This window comes from Nonomuraea sp. NPDC004186 (assembly GCF_053603495.1).
Genome location: NZ_JBSGFQ010000112.1, coordinates 12,789 through 28,645 on the forward strand (window position 1 = coordinate 12,789; position 15,857 = coordinate 28,645).

Consider the following 15,857-nt stretch of genomic DNA (forward strand, 5'->3'; position numbering starts at 1 on the left):
ATCAGCCCTTGGTGGCACCGAGGGTGATGCCCTTGACGAAGTAGCGCTGGGCGAAGGGGTAGGCGAGCAGGATCGGGCCGATGGCGACGGTGGTGAGCGCCAGCCGGAGCTGGTAGACGGGGGTGGCCGCCTCGGCCAGCTGCGGCAGCATCTGCGTGAACGAGATGTTGGAGATGAGGTTCTGCAGCACGAGGGGCAGCGGGAACTTGTGCACGTCGTCGATGAACAGCAGCGCCATGAACCAGTCGTTCCAGTAGTGCACGGCGTAGAAGAGGCCGACGACGGCGAGGATCGGCTTGGACAGCGGGATCGCGATCGTGAAGAAGATGCGCAGCTCCCCCGCGCCGTCGATCTTGGCCGACTCGAAGATCGACTCCGGCAGCTGGCGGAAGGCGCTGACCTGGACGAAGACCAGGAACGGCATGACCAGCAGCGGCAGGATCACCGAGAAGTAGCTGTTCTGCAGCTTCAGGTACTGCGTGACCAGCAGGTAGAGGGGCACCAGGCCGCCGGAGAACAGCATCGGCAGGTAGGAGAAGACGGTCAGCGGCCGGCTGAGGCCGGGCAGCCGCCGGGCGATCACCCAGCTCAGCCCCGAGGTCACCGCCAGGGACAGGGCCGTGCCCACGACCGTGATGAAGACGCTGGCGAAGTAGGCGTTCAGCACCGCCGGACCCGTGAAGATCATCTTGTACGCGGTGAGGTCGAAGGCCGCGGGGAACAGGCTGTAGCCCGTCGTGGCCAGCTCGGACTCGCTGGTGAGGGACCCCGAGATGATCATCCAGAACGGGATCGCGCAGGCCAGCATGGCGAAGGAGACGCCGATGACGCTGACGATCGTGAACGGTTCCAGCTTCTTGCCGCTCATAGGACGCTGGTCTCCTTCGAGTACTTGCGCTGGATCAGCACCGCGATCACCACGAGGACGAAACCCACCACCGACTGGAACAGGCCGATCGCGGCGGTGGTGCCGAAGTCGCCGAGCTGGCGCAGGGCGCGGAAGACGTAGGTGTCGATGACGTCCGTGCTGTCGAACAGGGTGCCGTTGTCCCCGACGATCGCGTAGATGGTGCCGAAGTCGCCGTAGAAGATCCGGCCGACCCCCAGCACCAGCAGGACCGCCGCGGTGGGCTTCAGCAGCGGGAGCGTGATGCGCCAGGCCATCTGGGCCCGCGAGGCTCCGTCGATCATCCCGGCCTCGTAGACCTCCTCGGGGATGCCGGTGATCGCGGCCAGGAAGATGACGCTCAGGTAGCCCCCGAGCTGCCAGATCTTCACCACGGTGAGGATCCACGGCCACGGCCCCGGCTCCGTGTACCAGTCGACCGAGGGGAACCCGAGGCCCCCGAGGGCGTCGTTGACCGCCCCGCCCCCGCCGGAGGCCCCGGCCAGCAGCACCTGCAGGATGATGCTGATCACGACCGGGGAGACGAAGTAGGGGAAGAAGACGACGGACTGGGAGACCCGCTTGAAGAACGTGCTGCGGATCTCGTTCAGCATGATCGCCAGAACCATGCCGGCGGCCAGCGTCGCGACCAGGAACAGGATGTTGAGGAAGAGGGTGTTGAACAGGATCCTCGCCGCGTCCCCGGACTCCAGGAAATAGCTGAAGTTCTCCAGCCCGTTCCACGGGCTGCCGAAGATCCCCTGGCTGACGTCGAACTCCTTGAACGCCACCACCAGGCCGGACATCGGCAGGTAGCTGAAGACAAGGAAGAAGGCGACGGCCGGCAGGGCGAGCAGCCCGATCGTCCAGTTCGTACGGACCGCCCTGCGTCGGACGCGGCGCCTGTCCGGCGGCCCGGAAGGCGGTCTCGTCTGAGGCTCTGGCCTCGTCTGTAGCGTGCTCATCACCGAAGTCCCGTCTGAGGCGGCAGCAGGTGGTTCTCTAGGTTGATAGAAACCGGTCGCTGCGAACGCTACGTCCGACCGGCCAGCACGTTCAAGGCTGCGTTACAGAGACGTTACAGATCAGCGCAGGCCAGCCGGGAGATCCTGGTAAGACGCGCCTTCGAGTTAATCGGGGATTGCCCGTTGACCACAGAGGGCTGCGCTCCTAGTTTAGAAACCGGTCTCTATCGAATGGAGGGCTTCCCCCGTGTCCCCACGCCCGAAGGCGCTGTTCGCCATGCGCGAGGAACATCTCGCTCTGCTCTTCCCCGCGCCCTTGCTGCGGCGGCTGGACACGCTGGCCGACATCGACGTCGCCGTGGTCGCCGAGCGGTTCGACGACCCGCGCGTGGCCCTGGCCGACGTCGAGATCCTCATCACCGGCTGGGGCTGCCCGCCGATCGACGAGGCGCTGCTGGCCGCCGCGCCCCGCCTGCGCGCCGTCCTGCACGCGGCCGGCTCGGTGAAGGGCATGATCAGCCCCGCCTGGTGGGAACGCGGCCTGCTGGTCTCCTCGGCCGCCGAGGCCAACGCCGTCCCGGTGGCCGAGTACACCGTCGGCGCGATCCTGCTGGCCGGGAAGGGGGTCTTCGCCCTCAACCAGCGCTACCGGCGCGACCGCTCCTTCACCCTGGCCAAGATCGAGCCCGGCATCGGCAACAACGGCCGCACGGTCGGCATCGTGGGCGCCTCCCGCATCGGCCGCAAGGTGCTCGAACTGCTGGCGCCGTACGACCTGGACCTGTGCCTGTACGACCCCTACACCCGGGTTCCCGGCGTACGGCAGGAGTCGCTGGAGGAGCTGCTGCGCCGCAGCGACATCGTCAGCCTGCACGCCCCCGCCACCCCCGAGACCGAGCACATGCTCGACCGGGCGCGGCTGGCGCTGATGCCGGACGGCGCGGTCCTGATCAACACCGCGCGCGGGTCGCTGGTCGACACCGACGCGCTGATCGGCGAGCTGAAGTCCGGGCGGCTGTCGGCGGTCCTCGACGTCACCGAGCCCGAACCGCTGCAGCCCGACTCGCCCCTGTTCGACCTGCCCAACGCCTTCCTCACGCCGCACATCGCCGGCTCGCACGGCAACGAGCTGTCCCGGATGGGTGCCGTCGCCCTGGACGAGCTGGAACGGCTCATCGCCGGGCTGCCGCTGGCGCACCAGGTGACGCACGAGGACCTGGACCGGGTGGCCTGATGGAGGTGACCTGGCGCGACCTCGTCCTCGACCTGGCCGCCGGAGCTCCGCCCCGGCTGCTGGCGATCGGCCCGTTCCGGGGCAACGGCCGCTCGGCGCTGCCGGTGGTGCAGATCGAGGTGACCGGCCGGGGCAGGAGCGGCACGTCGGGCAAGCGGCACGTGGACGGGCTGAAGCTGCGCTACGAGAGCCACCGCGCCGAGGACGAGCGCCTGACGATCCGCTCCGGCGGCGACGGCGTCTCCGTGACGACCGTCTTCCAGGCGGTCGGCCCAGTGATTGGACAGGTGATTGGACAGGTCGTCCGGTGCTGGTCGACGGTGACCGCGACGGACGAGCTGGTCCTGGAGCACGTGTCGAGCTTCGCGTTCGCCGGGCTGCCCTGGGATCTGACGGTGTGGAGCGCGCGCAACCCGTGGAGCGGCGAGTTCCGCTGGTCGGGCCGGCCGCTGGAGCTGCACGACGTCGGCATGACGCGTTTCGGCCAGACCGGGACGAAGAACCGCGTCGCACTCACCAGCACCGGCTCCTGGCCGTCCTCCGAACACCTGCCGACAGGGTGGCTGGAGTGCGCCGGCGGCACGCTCGCCTGGCAGATCGAGCACAACGGCCCCTGGCACGCCGAGCTGGCCGACCGGTTCGACGACGTCTACCTGGCGCTGTCGGGACCGTCCCAGCGCGAGCACGGCTGGTCGGCGCGGCTGGCGCCGGGCGAGAGCTTCACCACCGCGACCGCCGCGTTCACCGTGGCCGGCGACCCCGTCGCCGCCCTGACCGCCTACCGCCGGGCCGTGCGCCGGCCGCACCGCGACAACGCCGAGCTGCCCGTGGTGTTCAACGACTTCATGAACTGCCTGATGGGCGACCCCTCGACCGAGCGCCTGCTGCCGCTGATCGAGGCCGCCGCCCGGGTCGGCGCGGAGTACTTCTGCGTCGACGCCGGCTGGTACGACGACTCGCTGGCCGGGCCCGGCGACGGCGGCGTGCCGGGCTGGTGGGACACGGTCGGCGCGTGGGAGCCGTCCACCGTGCGCTTCCCCGGGGGAATCGGCGAGGTCATCGACGCGATCAAGGGCCACGGCATGGTCCCGGGGCTGTGGCTGGAGCCCGAGGTCATCGGCGTACGCAGCGGGGTCGCCCTGCCCGAGGAGGCGTTCCTGCGCCGGGCCGGAACCAGGCTGGCCGAGTGGGGCCGCCACCAGCTCGACCTCAGCCACCCCGCCGCCGTCGCCCACCTCGACGCCGTGATCGACCGGCTGGTCCGGGAGCACGGCATCGGCTACTTCAAGTTCGACTACAACATCGACATCGGCCCGGCCGATCGGCTGCTCGAACACAACCGCGCCTACCTGGCCTGGGTCGAACGCCTGCTGGAGCGCCACCCCGGCCTGGTGATCGAGTCCTGCGCGGCCGGCGGCATGCGGCTGGACGGCGCCACCCTGGCCAGGCACTCCATCGCCTCGCTCACCGACCAGCAGGACGAGCTGCTGCTGCCCGCCATCGCCGCCGCCGCGCCCGCCGCGGTGCCGCCGGAGCAGGGCGCGATGTGGGCCTACCCCGCCGAGCGGGTCGCCTGGTCCATGGTCACCGCGATGCTCGGCCGCATCCACCTCAGCGGCCGGCTCGACCTGCTGGACCCGGACCAGCTGGCCGAGGTCGCCGAGGCGATCGGCGTGTACAAGTCCTACCGCGGCGAGCTGGCGCACGGCCTGCCATGCTGGCCGCTCGGGCTGCCCGGCTGGCAGGACGACCGCCTCGCCCTGGCCGTGGACTGCGGGGACACCGTCTACCTCGCCGTGTGGCGCAGGGGCGCGCCGTCCGCGACGATCGAGCTGCCCTGGCCCTCCGGTTGTGAGGTGACCCCGCTCTTCCCGCCGGCGACCGAGGCGGGCTGGCAGGCGGGCATGATCGGCGTCGTGTTGCCCGAGCCGTATTCCGCGGCGCTGCTCCGCCTGACGAAAGGTGCGCCTTGCCACGAAAGCTGACACCACCGAAGCCGGACGCCGCCGCGCGGGAGGCCGCGCCGCCGAAGTCCGATGCGCGGGAGGCGGCGTCGCGGAGGGCCGATGCGCGGGAGGCGGCGTCGCGGAGGGCCGCGCCCGTGGATGATCTGGAGCGGGCCACCATCCGCGACGTCGCCGCCCGCGCCGGGGTCTCCGCGTCCACGGTCTCCCGGGTCCTCAAAGGGGACTATCCGGTCGCGCAGGCCACCCGGGCCCGCGTGCTGCGGGCCATGCGCGAGCTGGACTACGTCCTCAACGTGCACGCCCGCGCCCTGTCCGGGGCCGGCACCAAGATGGTCGCCTTCGTGCTCGACGACGTCACCGGGCCCTCCTTCGCCTATGTCGCCAAGGGCGTCGAGCAGCAGGCGACCGAGGAGGGCCGGCTGTGCCTGGTGTGCGCCACGCACGGCGACCCGGCGCGCGAGCTGGCGGTCGTCGAGGCCATGCGCGAGCAGCGCGCCGACGCGGTGATCCTGGTCGGCGGCGGCTCGGCCGACGACGCCTACCGCGCTCGGATGTCGCACTTCGCGCACGCTCTGGACAAGGCGGGCTCCCGGCTCGTGCTGTGCGGGCGCCCGCCGCTCGGCGACGACGTGCCGACCACCGTCGTCGAGTACGACAACGAGGCCGGCGCGTACGCCATGACCGGCCACCTGCTCTCGCGCGGCCACCGCCGGATCGTCTATCTCGGCGCCGCCACCGCCGACGACCAGAACACCACCAAGATCGACCGCGTGGCCGGCTTCCGCCGCGCGCACGAGGACTACGGCGTCCCCTGCGATCCGGACCTCGTCCTGCCCGGCGACTTCTCCCGCGGCGCCGGTTACGAGGGGACCAGGCGGCTGCTGGCGGCGGGGACGGAGTTCACCGCGATCTTCGCGGGCACCGACATGGTCGCCGCCGGCGTGCTGGCCGCGCTGCGCGAGGCGGGCCTGCGCGTGCCCGAGGACGTGTCGGTCGCCGGCTACGACGACATCCCGCTCGCCGCCGACCTCGTGCCCGGGCTCACCACGGTGCACATTCCCACCGAGGAGCTGGGCCGTACCGCCGTGCGGCTGGCCCTGGACCCCGGCCAGCCGCAGCACGTCATCCTGGGCACGCACATCGTGGTGCGCGGATCGGTGGGCGAGAGGATCGTCAGTTGAAGGGGTTGTCGTAGGTGAACGACTTCCTCTTCCAGGTGGCCTGGTTCTGGCCGTTGAAGTTGACGCCCTCCACCTCGACCGTGACGTTCCTGACGGTGCCGCCGACGGAATCCGTCGTGCCGTACAGCTGGGCCGGATACAGGCACTCGGGTATCGTCGTGTCCCCCCAGTTCAAGCTGTACGAGGCGCGGAGGGTGGCGCGGTCGTTGATCAGGACGTACCCCCCGGCGGCGCTGTAGCTCGACTCGCGGCACAGGTAGAACTGGTAGGTGTACGTCGTGCTGTCGTTGAACTCGATCCAGCCGTAGATGCCGGCCAGCTTCCGGCTGTTGTCCCCGCGTACTTCCAGGAAGATCGGGACCTGGGCGGCCGAGTGGGCCGGCACGACCGGCACGGCGACCGCGGCCAGCAGCGTGAGAACGACGGTCAGGAGCCTGGTCGTGCGGCGTCGCAGGATGTCGGGTAACAATTCCCGCCCCCTTCTGTCTGACATGGCGTCGGCATCACCCTGCGCTGGGGGCCGTCGAGCCGTCCACTAGAGGATTCGTCGGGCCGGAATCGGGCGCGCGCTAACCTGGCTGAACGCCCGGCTGATAAGGGGGCCGGTCTCTCCTTTCACCGGCGGTTTTGGGGTGGCCGCGGGGCCCGGGGCGCAGATTCCTGTTCGTGAAAGTTTCAACGGCACAATGCGCACGATGAAGATCATGCGGGGTCTCGCGGCGGCGACGGCCTGGCTGAGCCTGCCTGCCGCCTGCGCCGTGGAAGGGTTCCCTGCACCACGTGACCGCGTTCGGCAGGGACGACGTGTGGGCGAGCGGCACCGACCCGACCCCCTCCACCCGGGCAAGGCGATCCTCCTCCACTGCGACGGCACGTCGTGGACGCGGGAGGCGATCAGCGCCGGAGGCACCGGTTACGCCGCCATCGCGGCCATCCCCGGCACCTCGGACCTGTGGGGTGTCGGTTCCGTCGGCGAGGAGACCGGCTCCGAGCAGCCTTTCATCGTGAGACGGCGCTGACCCCCTATTTCCTGCCGACCCCGCAGAATCCATCCACTTCCGGGACGTCGTCGATGTCGGGACGCCAGCGCGTGGTGGAGACGATGCCGGGGGGCAGGATCTCCAGGCCGTCGAAGAAGCGCCCGATCTGCTCGGGCGAGCGGATGGTCAGCTTGGGCGTGCCGTGCTCGTTCCAGTGGCGCACCTCCTCGCGCTTCGCCTCCGGGTTAAAGAACGCGGTGATGTGGACGAGCGCCAGGTGGCTGCCGGAGGGGACGGCGTCCAGCAGGCGGTTGATGATCGCGTACGCCTCGTCGTCGTCGTTGATGAAGTGCACGATCCCCAGCAGCATGATCGCGATCGGCTGGGTGAAGTCGAGCGTCTCGGCGGCCGCTCTCAGGATGGTGTCCGGGTCGTGGAGGTCGGCCTGGATGTAGTTGGTCCTGCCCTCCGGCGTCCCCACGAGCAGGGCCTTGGCGTGGGCGAGGACGACGGGGTCGTTGTCGACGTAGACCACGCGCGTCTCCGGAGCCAGGCTCTGGGCGATCTCGTGCGTGTTGCCGGCCGTGGGCAGCCCGGTGCCGATGTCCAGGAACTGCCGTACCCCCGCCTCGGCCACCAGATGGCGCACGGAGCGATGGAGGAAGGCGCGGTCGGCGCGGGCCGTGAAGGCGATGTCCGGATTTATCCGGCTCAACCGGTCGCCGACTTCCCGGTCCACCGCGTAGTGGTCCTTGCCGCCCAGCCAGTAGTTCCAGACCCGCGCCGAGTGTGCCACGGTCGTGTCGATCTCCGGCGGCCACCGGTCCGTGGTCGAGTTGTCTGCTGTCATTCAGAGGTCTCCAGGCTTGAGCATAAGGTCCCACCTGCGAGGTGATCATACCCATTTGCAACGAAGAGGCGGTTGTGCACTTCTCTCGAATCTGAATCTCACACGACTGGATAAATCACCCACCGAGGGCCTTTCATCCAAAGGCGCTCACCCGAAATGCCGGGCGCTCGACAAAGCATGGTAAGTTCCGGGAATTGTCTTCCGCGCGCGCAGGACCAGCGATATCGGAACAGCGCTTGACATGGTTTCTGCCGCGAATATTCGATCGCCGCACATCGGAAGGATGGCACCATGCGCGTGCGCCGGCCACGGCATGCGGGACGTAACACGGCGAGGACCACAGCGATTCTCGGGCTGTTCCTCCTGCTCGCGGCGTGCACCGGCACGCAACAGACGCCCCAGCCGAAACCGGCGGCGTCGGGGAATGCCAACGACCCCACCGACCTGCGCGGCGTCTGCCCGGCCACCATCGTGGTGCAGACCCAGTGGACGCCGCACATCACCGTCGAGGGCGGGATGTACCACCTCCTGGGCGCCGATCCCGCCATTGACGCCGGCAGGAAGCGGGTGAGCGCGCCGCTGGTCGTCCGGGGCAAGGACACCGGGGTCACGCTGGAGCTCCGGGCGGGCGGGCCGGCGATCGGCTTCACCCAGTCGTCGGCGCAGATGTACACCGACCCCGGCATCACCCTCGGCGTGCTGGGCGGCATGGACGAGGGCATCCAGATGTCGGCCACCCAGCCGACCCTCGCGGTCATGGCGTTGCTGGAGATCCACCCGCAGATCATCCTGTGGGACCCGGCCACGTACCCCACCTTCAACACCATCAAGGACATCGGCCGGACGGACACGAAGGTGCTCTACTTCGGCGGCAACACCTACATGGAGTATCTGGTGGGGGCGGGGCTGCTGAAGCGCAGCCAGGTGGACGGATCCTACGACGGGTCGCCGTCCCATTTCGTGGCCGCCGGGGGCAAGGCGGCGGTGGCCGGCTATGCCAACGCCGAGCCGTACATCTACGAAAAAGACGTGCCGCAGTGGCGCAAGCCGGTGAAGTATCAGCTGGTGTACGACGCCGGCTACCCCAACTACGGCCCGCCGCTGGTGATCCGCCCGGCCGACAAGCAGAAGCTCGCGCCGTGCCTGCGCAAGCTCATTCCCATCTTCCAGCAGGCGCAGGTCGACGTGCTGGCCGAGCCGGGCCCCACGATCGATCTCACCCTGCGGCTCAACCAGGCGTACAAGGTCGCCACCCAGTACACCAAGCCGAGCTCGGAGTTCTCTGTCCAGCAGATGAAGGCCCTCAAGCTGGCCGGCAACGGCCCCGACGACACCGTCGGCAACTTCGACACCGCCCGCGTGCAGCGGCTGATCGACATCACCAGGCCGATCTTCGCCAAGCAGAACAAGCCGGTGAAGGACGGTCTGCAGCCCTCCGACGTGGTCACCAACGACTTCGTCGACCCGAAGATCGGCTACGGCGCCGGCTGACCGGTCGGCGTGTTGCCCGTGTCCTGTCCGATGTGGTCTAGTGGCCCGGTGCTCGGTGAGGCCGCCCCCTCCGCGCTGTCCTTCTCCGGCGCGGGCAAGCGCTACGACGACGGCACGCAGGCGCTGGACAAGGTCGATCTGACCGTCGCCCCCGGCCAGTTCGTCGCGGTGGTCGGCCCTTCCGGGTGCGGCAAGAGCACTCTCCTGCGCCTGGCCGCGGGGCTGACCGACGCCACCGAGGGCTCGGTGCGCCGGGACACCACGTCCGTGGGCTACGTCTTCCAGGATCATGCCCTGCTGCCGTGGCGCACCGTCCGCGCCAACGTGGAGCTGCTCGGCGAGCTGCGCGGGCTGTCCAGGGCGGAGCGGCGGCGGCGCGCGGACGAGGCGATCGACCTGGTGGGGCTGGCCGGCTTCGCGCACCACCGGCCCCGGACCCTGTCGGGCGGGATGCGGATGAGGGTGTCGCTGGCCCGCGCGCTCACCATCCAGCCCGACCTGCTCCTGCTCGACGAGCCGTTCGGCACGCTGGACGAGATCACGCGCGAGCGGCTGCAGTCGGAGCTGCTGCGGCTGTTCGGCTTACGCCGCTTCGCCGCGGTGTTCGTCACCCACTCCGTCGGCGAGGCCGTCTTCCTGGCCACGAGGATCATCGTGCTGTCGGAACGTCCGGGGCGGATCGTCGGCGCCTGCGACGTGCCGTTCCCCTACCCGCGCCCGCCCGAGCTGCGCTTCAGCCCCGACTTCGCGCGGATCGCGGGCCAGGTGTCGGCCTGGCTGCGGGGGGCGGCCGCATGAGGTGGCTGCGGTGGGTGCCGCCGCTGCTCGTCTTCGCCCTGGTGATCGCCCTGTGGTACGCGGTCACGTACGTGCTGCTGACCCCGGACCGGCGGTTCCTGCTGCCACCGCCGGACGCCGTGGTGCGGGTGGGGCTTTTCGACCCCGTCAACCGCGCCGAGCTGTTCGCCGGCCTGCTGCTGTCCGGCCAGGTCGCGCTGCTGGGCCTGGCGATCGCGGCCGTGACCGGCGTCGTGTGCGCGATCGCCATGGCGCAGGCGAGCTGGCTGGAGCGGTCGCTGCATCCGTACCTCGTGATCCTGCAGACGATCCCGATCCTGGCGCTGGTGCCGCTGTTCGGGTTCTGGTTCGGGTTCGGGTTCTTCACCCGCGTCCTGGTCTGCGCGCTGATCGCGCTGTTCCCGATCGTGACCAACACGCTGTTCGGGCTGCGGTCGGTGGAGGAGGCCCACCACGACCTGTTCACGCTGGCGCGGGCCGGGTGGGCGGCCCGGCTGTGGAAGCTCCAGCTGCCGTCGGCGCTGCCCCACATCCTCACCGGCCTGCGCGTCTCCGCCGGCCTGTCGGTCATCGGCGCGGTGGTCGGTGACTTCTTCTTCCGGCAGGGCGAGCCGGGCATCGGCACGCTCATCGACCTGTACCGGTCCCGGCTGCAGTCCGAGCAGCTGTTCGCGGCGGTCGCGCTGGCGTCCCTGCTCGGGCTGGCCGTCTTCCTCGGCTTCGGCGCTCTGGCGCGCAGGGCGACGAGCTGGCACACGGCCGCCCGGGACGTGGCACGCTAGCCGCTCAGAGCTCTTCGAGCATGCCCTTGAGCAGCGACGGAGTCGCCTCCTTCGGAGCGGCCTGGATGGTCAAGGTGTTCATCACCTTGCTGTAGTCGTCGATGTCGGTGGGCTTGTCCAGGTACATCGCGCTGGTGAGATGCTCCAGATAGACCACGTCGGGCAGGTCGGGGGCGTCGAAGCGTAAGAGCGTGAACGGGCCGCCCACCGCCGCGTGCCCGCCGATGTGGAAGGGCACGATCTGCAGGGTGACGTTCGGCAGGTCGCAGGCCGCGAGCAGATGCTCGAGCTGGGCCCGCTGGACGTCGCGGCCGCCGATCGGCCTGGTCAGCACCGCCTCGTCCATGATCGCCCACAGGATGGGCGCGTCGCTGTCGGTGAGCAGGTCCTGGCGGCGCATCCGCATCGCCACCCGGCGATCGAGGTCGTCGGGGTCCGCGTCGCCGTGCCGGATGCCGATGACGGCCCGCGCGTACGGCTCGCACTGCAGCAGGCCGTGCACGAACTGCGCCTCGTAGTTGCGGATCGTGCGTGCCGCCTGCTCCAGCCCGAGGTAGGGCTCGAGCCAGCCGGGGAGCACGTCGCTGTACTGGTGCCACCACCCCGGGGCGCTGGCCTGGCGGGCCAGCTCCAGCACCTTCTCCCGCTCGTCGGGGGCGGTGATGCCGTACAAGGTGAGCAGATCGGCCACGTCACGCTGCTTGAAGGGGCTGCGGCCCAGCTCCATCCGGCTGATCTTGGAGTGGCTGGCGCGGATGGTGTCCGCGGCCTTCTCGCCGGTGATGCCCTTGGCCTCGCGCAGCCGGCGCAGCTGTGTACCCACCATGATCCGCAACGCGGTCGGCCCGCTCCGGGCACCACGTACGACGCCGGTGGGGACGCCGTCTCCGTCAGGCTCTGCAACGATCATCATTGATCCTTTTGCCGGGCGAGGCACACATTGCTCCTTACGTTACCTACTGTTTCATGCTCTTTCTGACCATGCATCGATATTCGCGCCGCGCACTTCACCCCATACAACACAGAAGACGACATGCCCTTGTAAATGGGACTCTCCATCCCTTTCCCCCTTTCAACGCGCAGCCGGTGCACGTGCATATGCAATTTTCTTGGAATGCATGTGCAGACGTACTTGCATCGGGGAATGCCGAGTGGGAAGGATAAGCGTCCGCACGCACCACGATCTACCCCCTCGATGGAGATCTTGATGCCAGCACCCATGCCGCCCGACCGGGAAGAGCCCACCCGGGAAGACCTCACGGAGAGATCGCAGCGACCCCGCCATCGCCGCTCGCGCGGTGGACCCGCCCAACCGCCCCCGCGGCAGGACGCCGGCGCCTCCGGCTCCTCGGCCGCCATCGATCGCGACCTGAACGCCCTGCAGGCGCGGTGGCCGGGCTGGGTCATCACCTGGGGGGCCTGGCGGCAGGCCTACACCGCCTTCGAATGCCGCGACCCCCTCCGCTGCACCGTCCTCGAGGCCGGCAGCCCCGACCAGCTGCAGGCCGCCATGGCCAAGGCCGAACTTGAGCTGAAGGCCCGCTGGCCCCGATCCGACGAGCGCCCCTGACGCACGGGCGTTCGCGCCGACCCTTCCGATCGGTCAGGATGTGCGCTAGAAAGAGGCGGACGCAAAATGCTACAAAATCCTGACGGCGATGCGTGCTGGCGTAGGAGATTAGGATGCGTTTCTCGGTCGAGAAGGACGTCATGGTGCCGATGCGCGACGGGGTGACCCTCGCCACCGACCTCTGGATCCCCGAAGGACCACCCGCGCCCACGCTGCTGGTGCGCGTCCCCTACGGCAAGGACGCCCTGCCGGGCCTCGGCGGATCTCCCCTCACCCCCAACCTGCAGGCCCTGCTCGAAGCCGGGTACGCGGTCGTCTGGCAGGACACGCGCGGCAGGTTCCGCTCCAACGGCGAGTTCACCCCCCACACGGACGACCCGCACGACGGCGCCGACACCGTCGCTTGGCTCCTGGAGCAGCCGTGGTGCGACGGCAACATCGGTAGCTACGGCGCCTCCTACCTCGGCTTCGTGCAGTGGGCCGGCGCCTCGCAGGCCCCCGCCGGGCTCAAGGCGATCGCCCCGACGGTGACCAGCACCGACTTCTACCACGCGCCCTGGTACTCCGCGGGAGGCGCGCTCTCGTGGCACACGACCTGGACGTGGACCACGATGATGACGCTGACGGCGGCGCAGACCGCGGGCGACTTCGGCGCTCTCATGGAGGCGGCCGGCATGTCGGCCGATCCGCAGCCGCATCTGGCCACCCTGCCGATCGGCGACCAGCCGCTGCTCAACAAGCGGTCGCCCTGGTGGGCCGAGTGGCTGCGGCACCCGGCCCGGGACCGGTTCTGGCAGGACCTCGCCGTCGCCGAGCGGTTCGACCGGGTGACCGTGCCCGCGCTCAACGTGGGCGGCTGGTTCGACCTGTTCGTCGACAGCACCGTCCGTACCTACACCCGCATGCGCGCCGAGGGCGGCAGCGCCGAGGCCCGCGAGGGGCAGCGGCTGATCATCGGCCCCTGGGACCACCTGTACCAGGACGGGGCCTACCACGACCGGCGGTTCGGGATGAGCGCCGGCGGCATGGCGGCCGACCTGACCGGGGCGCACATCCGCTTCTTCGACCGCTGGCTGCGCGGCCGCACCGACGTCCTGGACGGCACCGCGCCCGTACGGATCTTCGTCATGGGCATCGACCAGTGGCGCGACGAGCAGGACTGGCCGCTGCCCGATACCGAGTACACCGACTACTTCCTCGACGGCGCCGGCCGGGCCAACACCGCCGGCGGCGACGGCGTCCTCAGCCCTCGGCCGCCCACGGCGGAGGCGACCGACACCTACACCTACGACCCGGCCGACCCGGTGCCCACCCGCGGCGGCCGGATCATGATGCCCGCCGCCGTCAACGGGGCCGGCCCGGTCGACCAGCGCCCGGTCGAGGCCCGCGACGACGTGCTCTGCTTCACCACCCCCGCGCTGGAGGAGCCGGTCGAGGTCACCGGCCACGTCTCGCTCGTCCTCCACGTCACCTCGTCGGCGCGCGACACCGACTTCACGGGCAAGCTCGTCGACGTCTTCCCCGACGGACGGGCGATCTACCTCACCGACGGCATCCTGCGCGCCCGCTACCGCGACTCCCTGGCCGAGCCGGAGCCCCTCACCCCCGGCCAGGTGTACGAGGTCACGCTGGACCTGTCGGTGACCTCCAACGTGTTCCTGCCCGGGCACCGGATCCGCCTCGAGGTCTCCTCCAGCGACTTCCCCCGCTACGACCGCAACACCAACACCGGCGGGACCATCGCCGAGGACACCGCCGGCCAGGTCGTCGTCGCGACCAACAGCGTGCTCCACGGTCCCGGGCACCCGAGCCGCCTGATCCTGCCCGTGATCCACCGCTGAGACATGACGACGAGGAAAGAGGTCGCGGTGCTGCCGCTCAACGACACCGTGAAGATCGAGGACGGGCCCGACCGGATGCTGGTCCGGCTGGACCGGCCGCAGGTGCGCAACGCGATCGACGCCGGCATGGTGACGGACCTGCACGCGGTCTGCGCCGAGCTGGAGCGGCGGCCGCGCATCCTCGTGCTCACCGGCTCCGACGGGATCTTCGCCGCCGGCGCGGACATCCGCGAGCTGCGCGAGCGCCGCCGCGAGGACGCGCTGGCGGGCATCAACAGCGGCCTGTTCGACCGGATCGCCCGGCTGCCGATGCCCACGATCGCCGCCGTCGACGGCCCCGCCCTGGGCGGCGGCGCGGAGCTGGCCTACGCCTGCGACTTCCGCCTCGCCACCCCGCGGGCCCGCTTCGGCAACCCGGAGGCGGGGCTCGGCATCATGGCCGCCGCCGGGGCCTGCTGGCGGCTGCGCGAGCTGGTCGGCGAGCCGCTCGCCAAGGAGATCCTGCTCGCCGGGAGGGTGCTCTCGGCCGAGGAGGCGCTGGCCGTCCGGCTGGTCAACGAGCTGGTGCCGCAGGACGAGCTGCCGGCCGCGGCGGACCGGCTGGCCGCCCGGATCGCGAAGAACGCGCCGCTCGCGCTGCGCCTGACCAAGCTCGCGCTGGCGGCCCCGCCCGGCGCGCACCCGCGCTTCGACGACGTGGCGCAGGCCGTGCTGTTCGAGACGGAGGAGAAGCACGAGCGCATGACCGCGTTCCTGGAGCGGCGCCGCTGACGTGGGAGAAGGTCAGGGGTCGAGCCGGCGCAGCTCGTGGCGGTAGCGCTTGGCGTTGGCACGATACTCGTCCACGCCGAAGCCGATCCACTCGCTCTGCGCGGCCCCTTCCATCGGCCTGGGGCGGGCGGGCACGCCGAGCGCCATGTGGCCGGCTGGCACCTCCACCCCTTCGGGTACGAGGGCCTGGGCGCCCACCACCGACCCCGTACGCACCACGGCGCGGTTGAGCACCACCGAGCCGGAGCCGATGAGGCAGCGGTCCTCGACCGTGCAGCCTTCGAGGTGGGCGTTGTGCCCGACGACGCAGTCGCTGCCGATCACGGTGGGCCACTGCTCGGTGGTGTGCAGGATGGTGCCGTCCTGGATGGAGGTGCGCTCGCCGATCTCGATGCGGCCGAAGTCGGCGCGCAGCACGGCGGACGGCCAGACCGACGACTCGGCGCCGATGACGACGCTGCCGATGACGACGGCGTCGGGGTGGACGTAGGCGTCCGGGTGGATCCGGGGCACCTGGTCGCCGAGGGCGTAGACGGGCATG

16 protein-coding genes are annotated in these 15,857 nt (G+C 70.2%); 10 read left to right on the top strand and 6 right to left on the bottom strand.

The features are described 5' to 3' along the window. Nucleotide 1: 1 nt before the first annotated feature. Both ACWEPL_RS52240 and ACWEPL_RS52245 read right to left on the bottom strand, forming a co-directional pair. Nucleotides 2-868, bottom strand: coding sequence for a carbohydrate ABC transporter permease (locus ACWEPL_RS52240; protein ID WP_357737024.1), 867 nt, complete (start codon nucleotides 866-868; stop codon nucleotides 2-4). After that, on the bottom strand, nucleotides 865-1,851 hold the full coding sequence (locus tag ACWEPL_RS52245) for an ABC transporter permease (RefSeq protein ID WP_452440835.1): 987 nt from the start codon (nucleotides 1,849-1,851) through the stop codon (nucleotides 865-867). The genes ACWEPL_RS52240 and ACWEPL_RS52245 overlap by 4 nt, the downstream gene beginning before the upstream one ends. 247 nt (nucleotides 1,852-2,098) lie before the next feature. Between ACWEPL_RS52245 and ACWEPL_RS52250 the strand changes: the two genes are divergently transcribed. The 3 genes from ACWEPL_RS52250 to ACWEPL_RS52260 are packed head-to-tail and all read left to right on the top strand — an operon-like array spanning nucleotide 2,099 to nucleotide 6,233. Next, complete coding sequence (locus ACWEPL_RS52250) at nucleotides 2,099-3,085, top strand: hydroxyacid dehydrogenase (RefSeq protein ID WP_363964823.1); 987 nt, start codon at nucleotides 2,099-2,101, stop codon at nucleotides 3,083-3,085. Beyond that, nucleotides 3,085-5,070, top strand: coding sequence for a glycoside hydrolase family 36 protein (locus ACWEPL_RS52255; RefSeq protein ID WP_452440837.1), 1,986 nt, complete (start codon nucleotides 3,085-3,087; stop codon nucleotides 5,068-5,070). The genes ACWEPL_RS52250 and ACWEPL_RS52255 overlap by 1 nt, the downstream gene beginning before the upstream one ends. Beyond that, a complete protein-coding gene (locus tag ACWEPL_RS52260) occupies nucleotides 5,055-6,233 on the top strand; it encodes a LacI family DNA-binding transcriptional regulator (RefSeq protein WP_452440838.1) in 1,179 nt (392 codons plus the stop codon). Before ACWEPL_RS52255 ends, ACWEPL_RS52260 begins: the two co-directional genes overlap by 16 nt. Here the strand turns inward: ACWEPL_RS52260 and ACWEPL_RS52265 are convergent. After that, on the bottom strand, nucleotides 6,226-6,702 hold the full coding sequence (locus ACWEPL_RS52265; RefSeq protein ID WP_364248914.1) for a hypothetical protein: 477 nt from the start codon (nucleotides 6,700-6,702) through the stop codon (nucleotides 6,226-6,228). The genes ACWEPL_RS52260 and ACWEPL_RS52265 overlap by 8 nt on opposite strands. A gap of 226 nt (nucleotides 6,703-6,928) precedes the next feature. Here ACWEPL_RS52265 and ACWEPL_RS52270 point away from each other — a divergent pair, with 226 nt between their 5' ends. After that, nucleotides 6,929-7,252: a hypothetical protein gene (locus ACWEPL_RS52270; RefSeq protein WP_452440839.1), complete on the top strand. Its 324-nt coding sequence runs from the start codon at nucleotides 6,929-6,931 to the stop codon at nucleotides 7,250-7,252. A gap of 4 nt (nucleotides 7,253-7,256) precedes the next feature. On the opposite strand, the gene ACWEPL_RS52275 is transcribed toward ACWEPL_RS52270, so the two are convergent. Beyond that, entirely contained in the window at nucleotides 7,257-8,063 is an 807-nt protein-coding gene (locus ACWEPL_RS52275) for an SAM-dependent methyltransferase (RefSeq protein WP_363964814.1), read from the bottom strand. A 291-nt stretch (nucleotides 8,064-8,354) separates the two neighbouring features. Between ACWEPL_RS52275 and ACWEPL_RS52280 the strand changes: the two genes are divergently transcribed. From ACWEPL_RS52280 to ACWEPL_RS52290, 3 genes are read left to right on the top strand one after another with little or no spacing between them, the layout of a single operon-like run. After that, nucleotides 8,355-9,554, top strand: a complete 1,200-nt coding sequence (locus ACWEPL_RS52280; RefSeq protein ID WP_452440840.1) for a nitrate ABC transporter substrate-binding protein — start codon at nucleotides 8,355-8,357, stop codon at nucleotides 9,552-9,554. Nucleotides 9,555-9,602: 48 nt separating this feature from the next. Further along, complete coding sequence (locus tag ACWEPL_RS52285) at nucleotides 9,603-10,352, top strand: ABC transporter ATP-binding protein (protein WP_452440841.1); 750 nt, start codon at nucleotides 9,603-9,605, stop codon at nucleotides 10,350-10,352. Next, nucleotides 10,349-11,134: an ABC transporter permease gene (locus ACWEPL_RS52290; protein WP_363964811.1), complete on the top strand. Its 786-nt coding sequence runs from the start codon at nucleotides 10,349-10,351 to the stop codon at nucleotides 11,132-11,134. Before ACWEPL_RS52285 ends, ACWEPL_RS52290 begins: the two co-directional genes overlap by 4 nt. A 4-nt stretch (nucleotides 11,135-11,138) precedes the next feature. On the opposite strand, the gene ACWEPL_RS52295 is transcribed toward ACWEPL_RS52290, so the two are convergent. After that, nucleotides 11,139-12,047: a helix-turn-helix domain-containing protein gene (locus ACWEPL_RS52295; protein WP_397369352.1), complete on the bottom strand. Its 909-nt coding sequence runs from the start codon at nucleotides 12,045-12,047 to the stop codon at nucleotides 11,139-11,141. A gap of 294 nt (nucleotides 12,048-12,341) precedes the next feature. Here ACWEPL_RS52295 and ACWEPL_RS52300 point away from each other — a divergent pair, with 294 nt between their 5' ends. From ACWEPL_RS52300 to ACWEPL_RS52310, 3 genes are all read left to right on the top strand, one after another. Continuing rightward, on the top strand, nucleotides 12,342-12,704 hold the full coding sequence (locus ACWEPL_RS52300; RefSeq protein ID WP_350738190.1) for a hypothetical protein: 363 nt from the start codon (nucleotides 12,342-12,344) through the stop codon (nucleotides 12,702-12,704). Between the two features lie 113 nt (nucleotides 12,705-12,817). Then, nucleotides 12,818-14,545, top strand: a complete 1,728-nt coding sequence (locus tag ACWEPL_RS52305; RefSeq protein WP_452440842.1) for a CocE/NonD family hydrolase — start codon at nucleotides 12,818-12,820, stop codon at nucleotides 14,543-14,545. 3 nt (nucleotides 14,546-14,548) lie between these two features. After that, nucleotides 14,549-15,316: an enoyl-CoA hydratase/isomerase family protein gene (locus tag ACWEPL_RS52310; RefSeq protein ID WP_452440843.1), complete on the top strand. Its 768-nt coding sequence runs from the start codon at nucleotides 14,549-14,551 to the stop codon at nucleotides 15,314-15,316. 12 nt (nucleotides 15,317-15,328) lie between these two features. Here ACWEPL_RS52310 and ACWEPL_RS52315 read toward each other — a convergent pair whose 3' ends face one another. Beyond that, the gene (locus ACWEPL_RS52315) at nucleotides 15,329-15,856 is read right to left on the bottom strand and encodes a gamma carbonic anhydrase family protein (protein WP_452440844.1); all 528 of its coding nucleotides are present in this window, start codon (nucleotides 15,854-15,856) and stop codon (nucleotides 15,329-15,331) included. Nucleotide 15,857: the final 1 nt, after the last annotated feature.

Bases quoted from the DNA above. Each gene is read 5' to 3' on its own strand.
- ACWEPL_RS52245 (WP_452440835.1), bottom strand. From the start codon at position 1,851: ATGAGCACGCTACAGACGAGGCCAGAGCCTCAGACGAGACCGCCTTCC.
- ACWEPL_RS52275 (WP_363964814.1), bottom strand. From the start codon at position 8,063: ATGACAGCAGACAACTCGACCACGGACCGGTGGCCGCCGGAGATCGAC.
- ACWEPL_RS52290 (WP_363964811.1), top strand. From the start codon at position 10,349: ATGAGGTGGCTGCGGTGGGTGCCGCCGCTGCTCGTCTTCGCCCTGGTG.
- ACWEPL_RS52270 (WP_452440839.1), top strand. From the start codon at position 6,929: ATGAAGATCATGCGGGGTCTCGCGGCGGCGACGGCCTGGCTGAGCCTG.
- ACWEPL_RS52255 (WP_452440837.1), top strand. From the start codon at position 3,085: ATGGAGGTGACCTGGCGCGACCTCGTCCTCGACCTGGCCGCCGGAGCT.
- ACWEPL_RS52315 (WP_452440844.1), bottom strand. From the start codon at position 15,856: ATGCCCGTCTACGCCCTCGGCGACCAGGTGCCCCGGATCCACCCGGAC.
- ACWEPL_RS52280 (WP_452440840.1), top strand. From the start codon at position 8,355: ATGCGCGTGCGCCGGCCACGGCATGCGGGACGTAACACGGCGAGGACC.
- ACWEPL_RS52305 (WP_452440842.1), top strand. From the start codon at position 12,818: ATGCGTTTCTCGGTCGAGAAGGACGTCATGGTGCCGATGCGCGACGGG.
- ACWEPL_RS52240 (WP_357737024.1), bottom strand. From the start codon at position 868: ATGAGCGGCAAGAAGCTGGAACCGTTCACGATCGTCAGCGTCATCGGC.
- ACWEPL_RS52310 (WP_452440843.1), top strand. From the start codon at position 14,549: ATGACGACGAGGAAAGAGGTCGCGGTGCTGCCGCTCAACGACACCGTG.
- ACWEPL_RS52300 (WP_350738190.1), top strand. From the start codon at position 12,342: ATGCCAGCACCCATGCCGCCCGACCGGGAAGAGCCCACCCGGGAAGAC.
- ACWEPL_RS52295 (WP_397369352.1), bottom strand. From the start codon at position 12,047: ATGATGATCGTTGCAGAGCCTGACGGAGACGGCGTCCCCACCGGCGTC.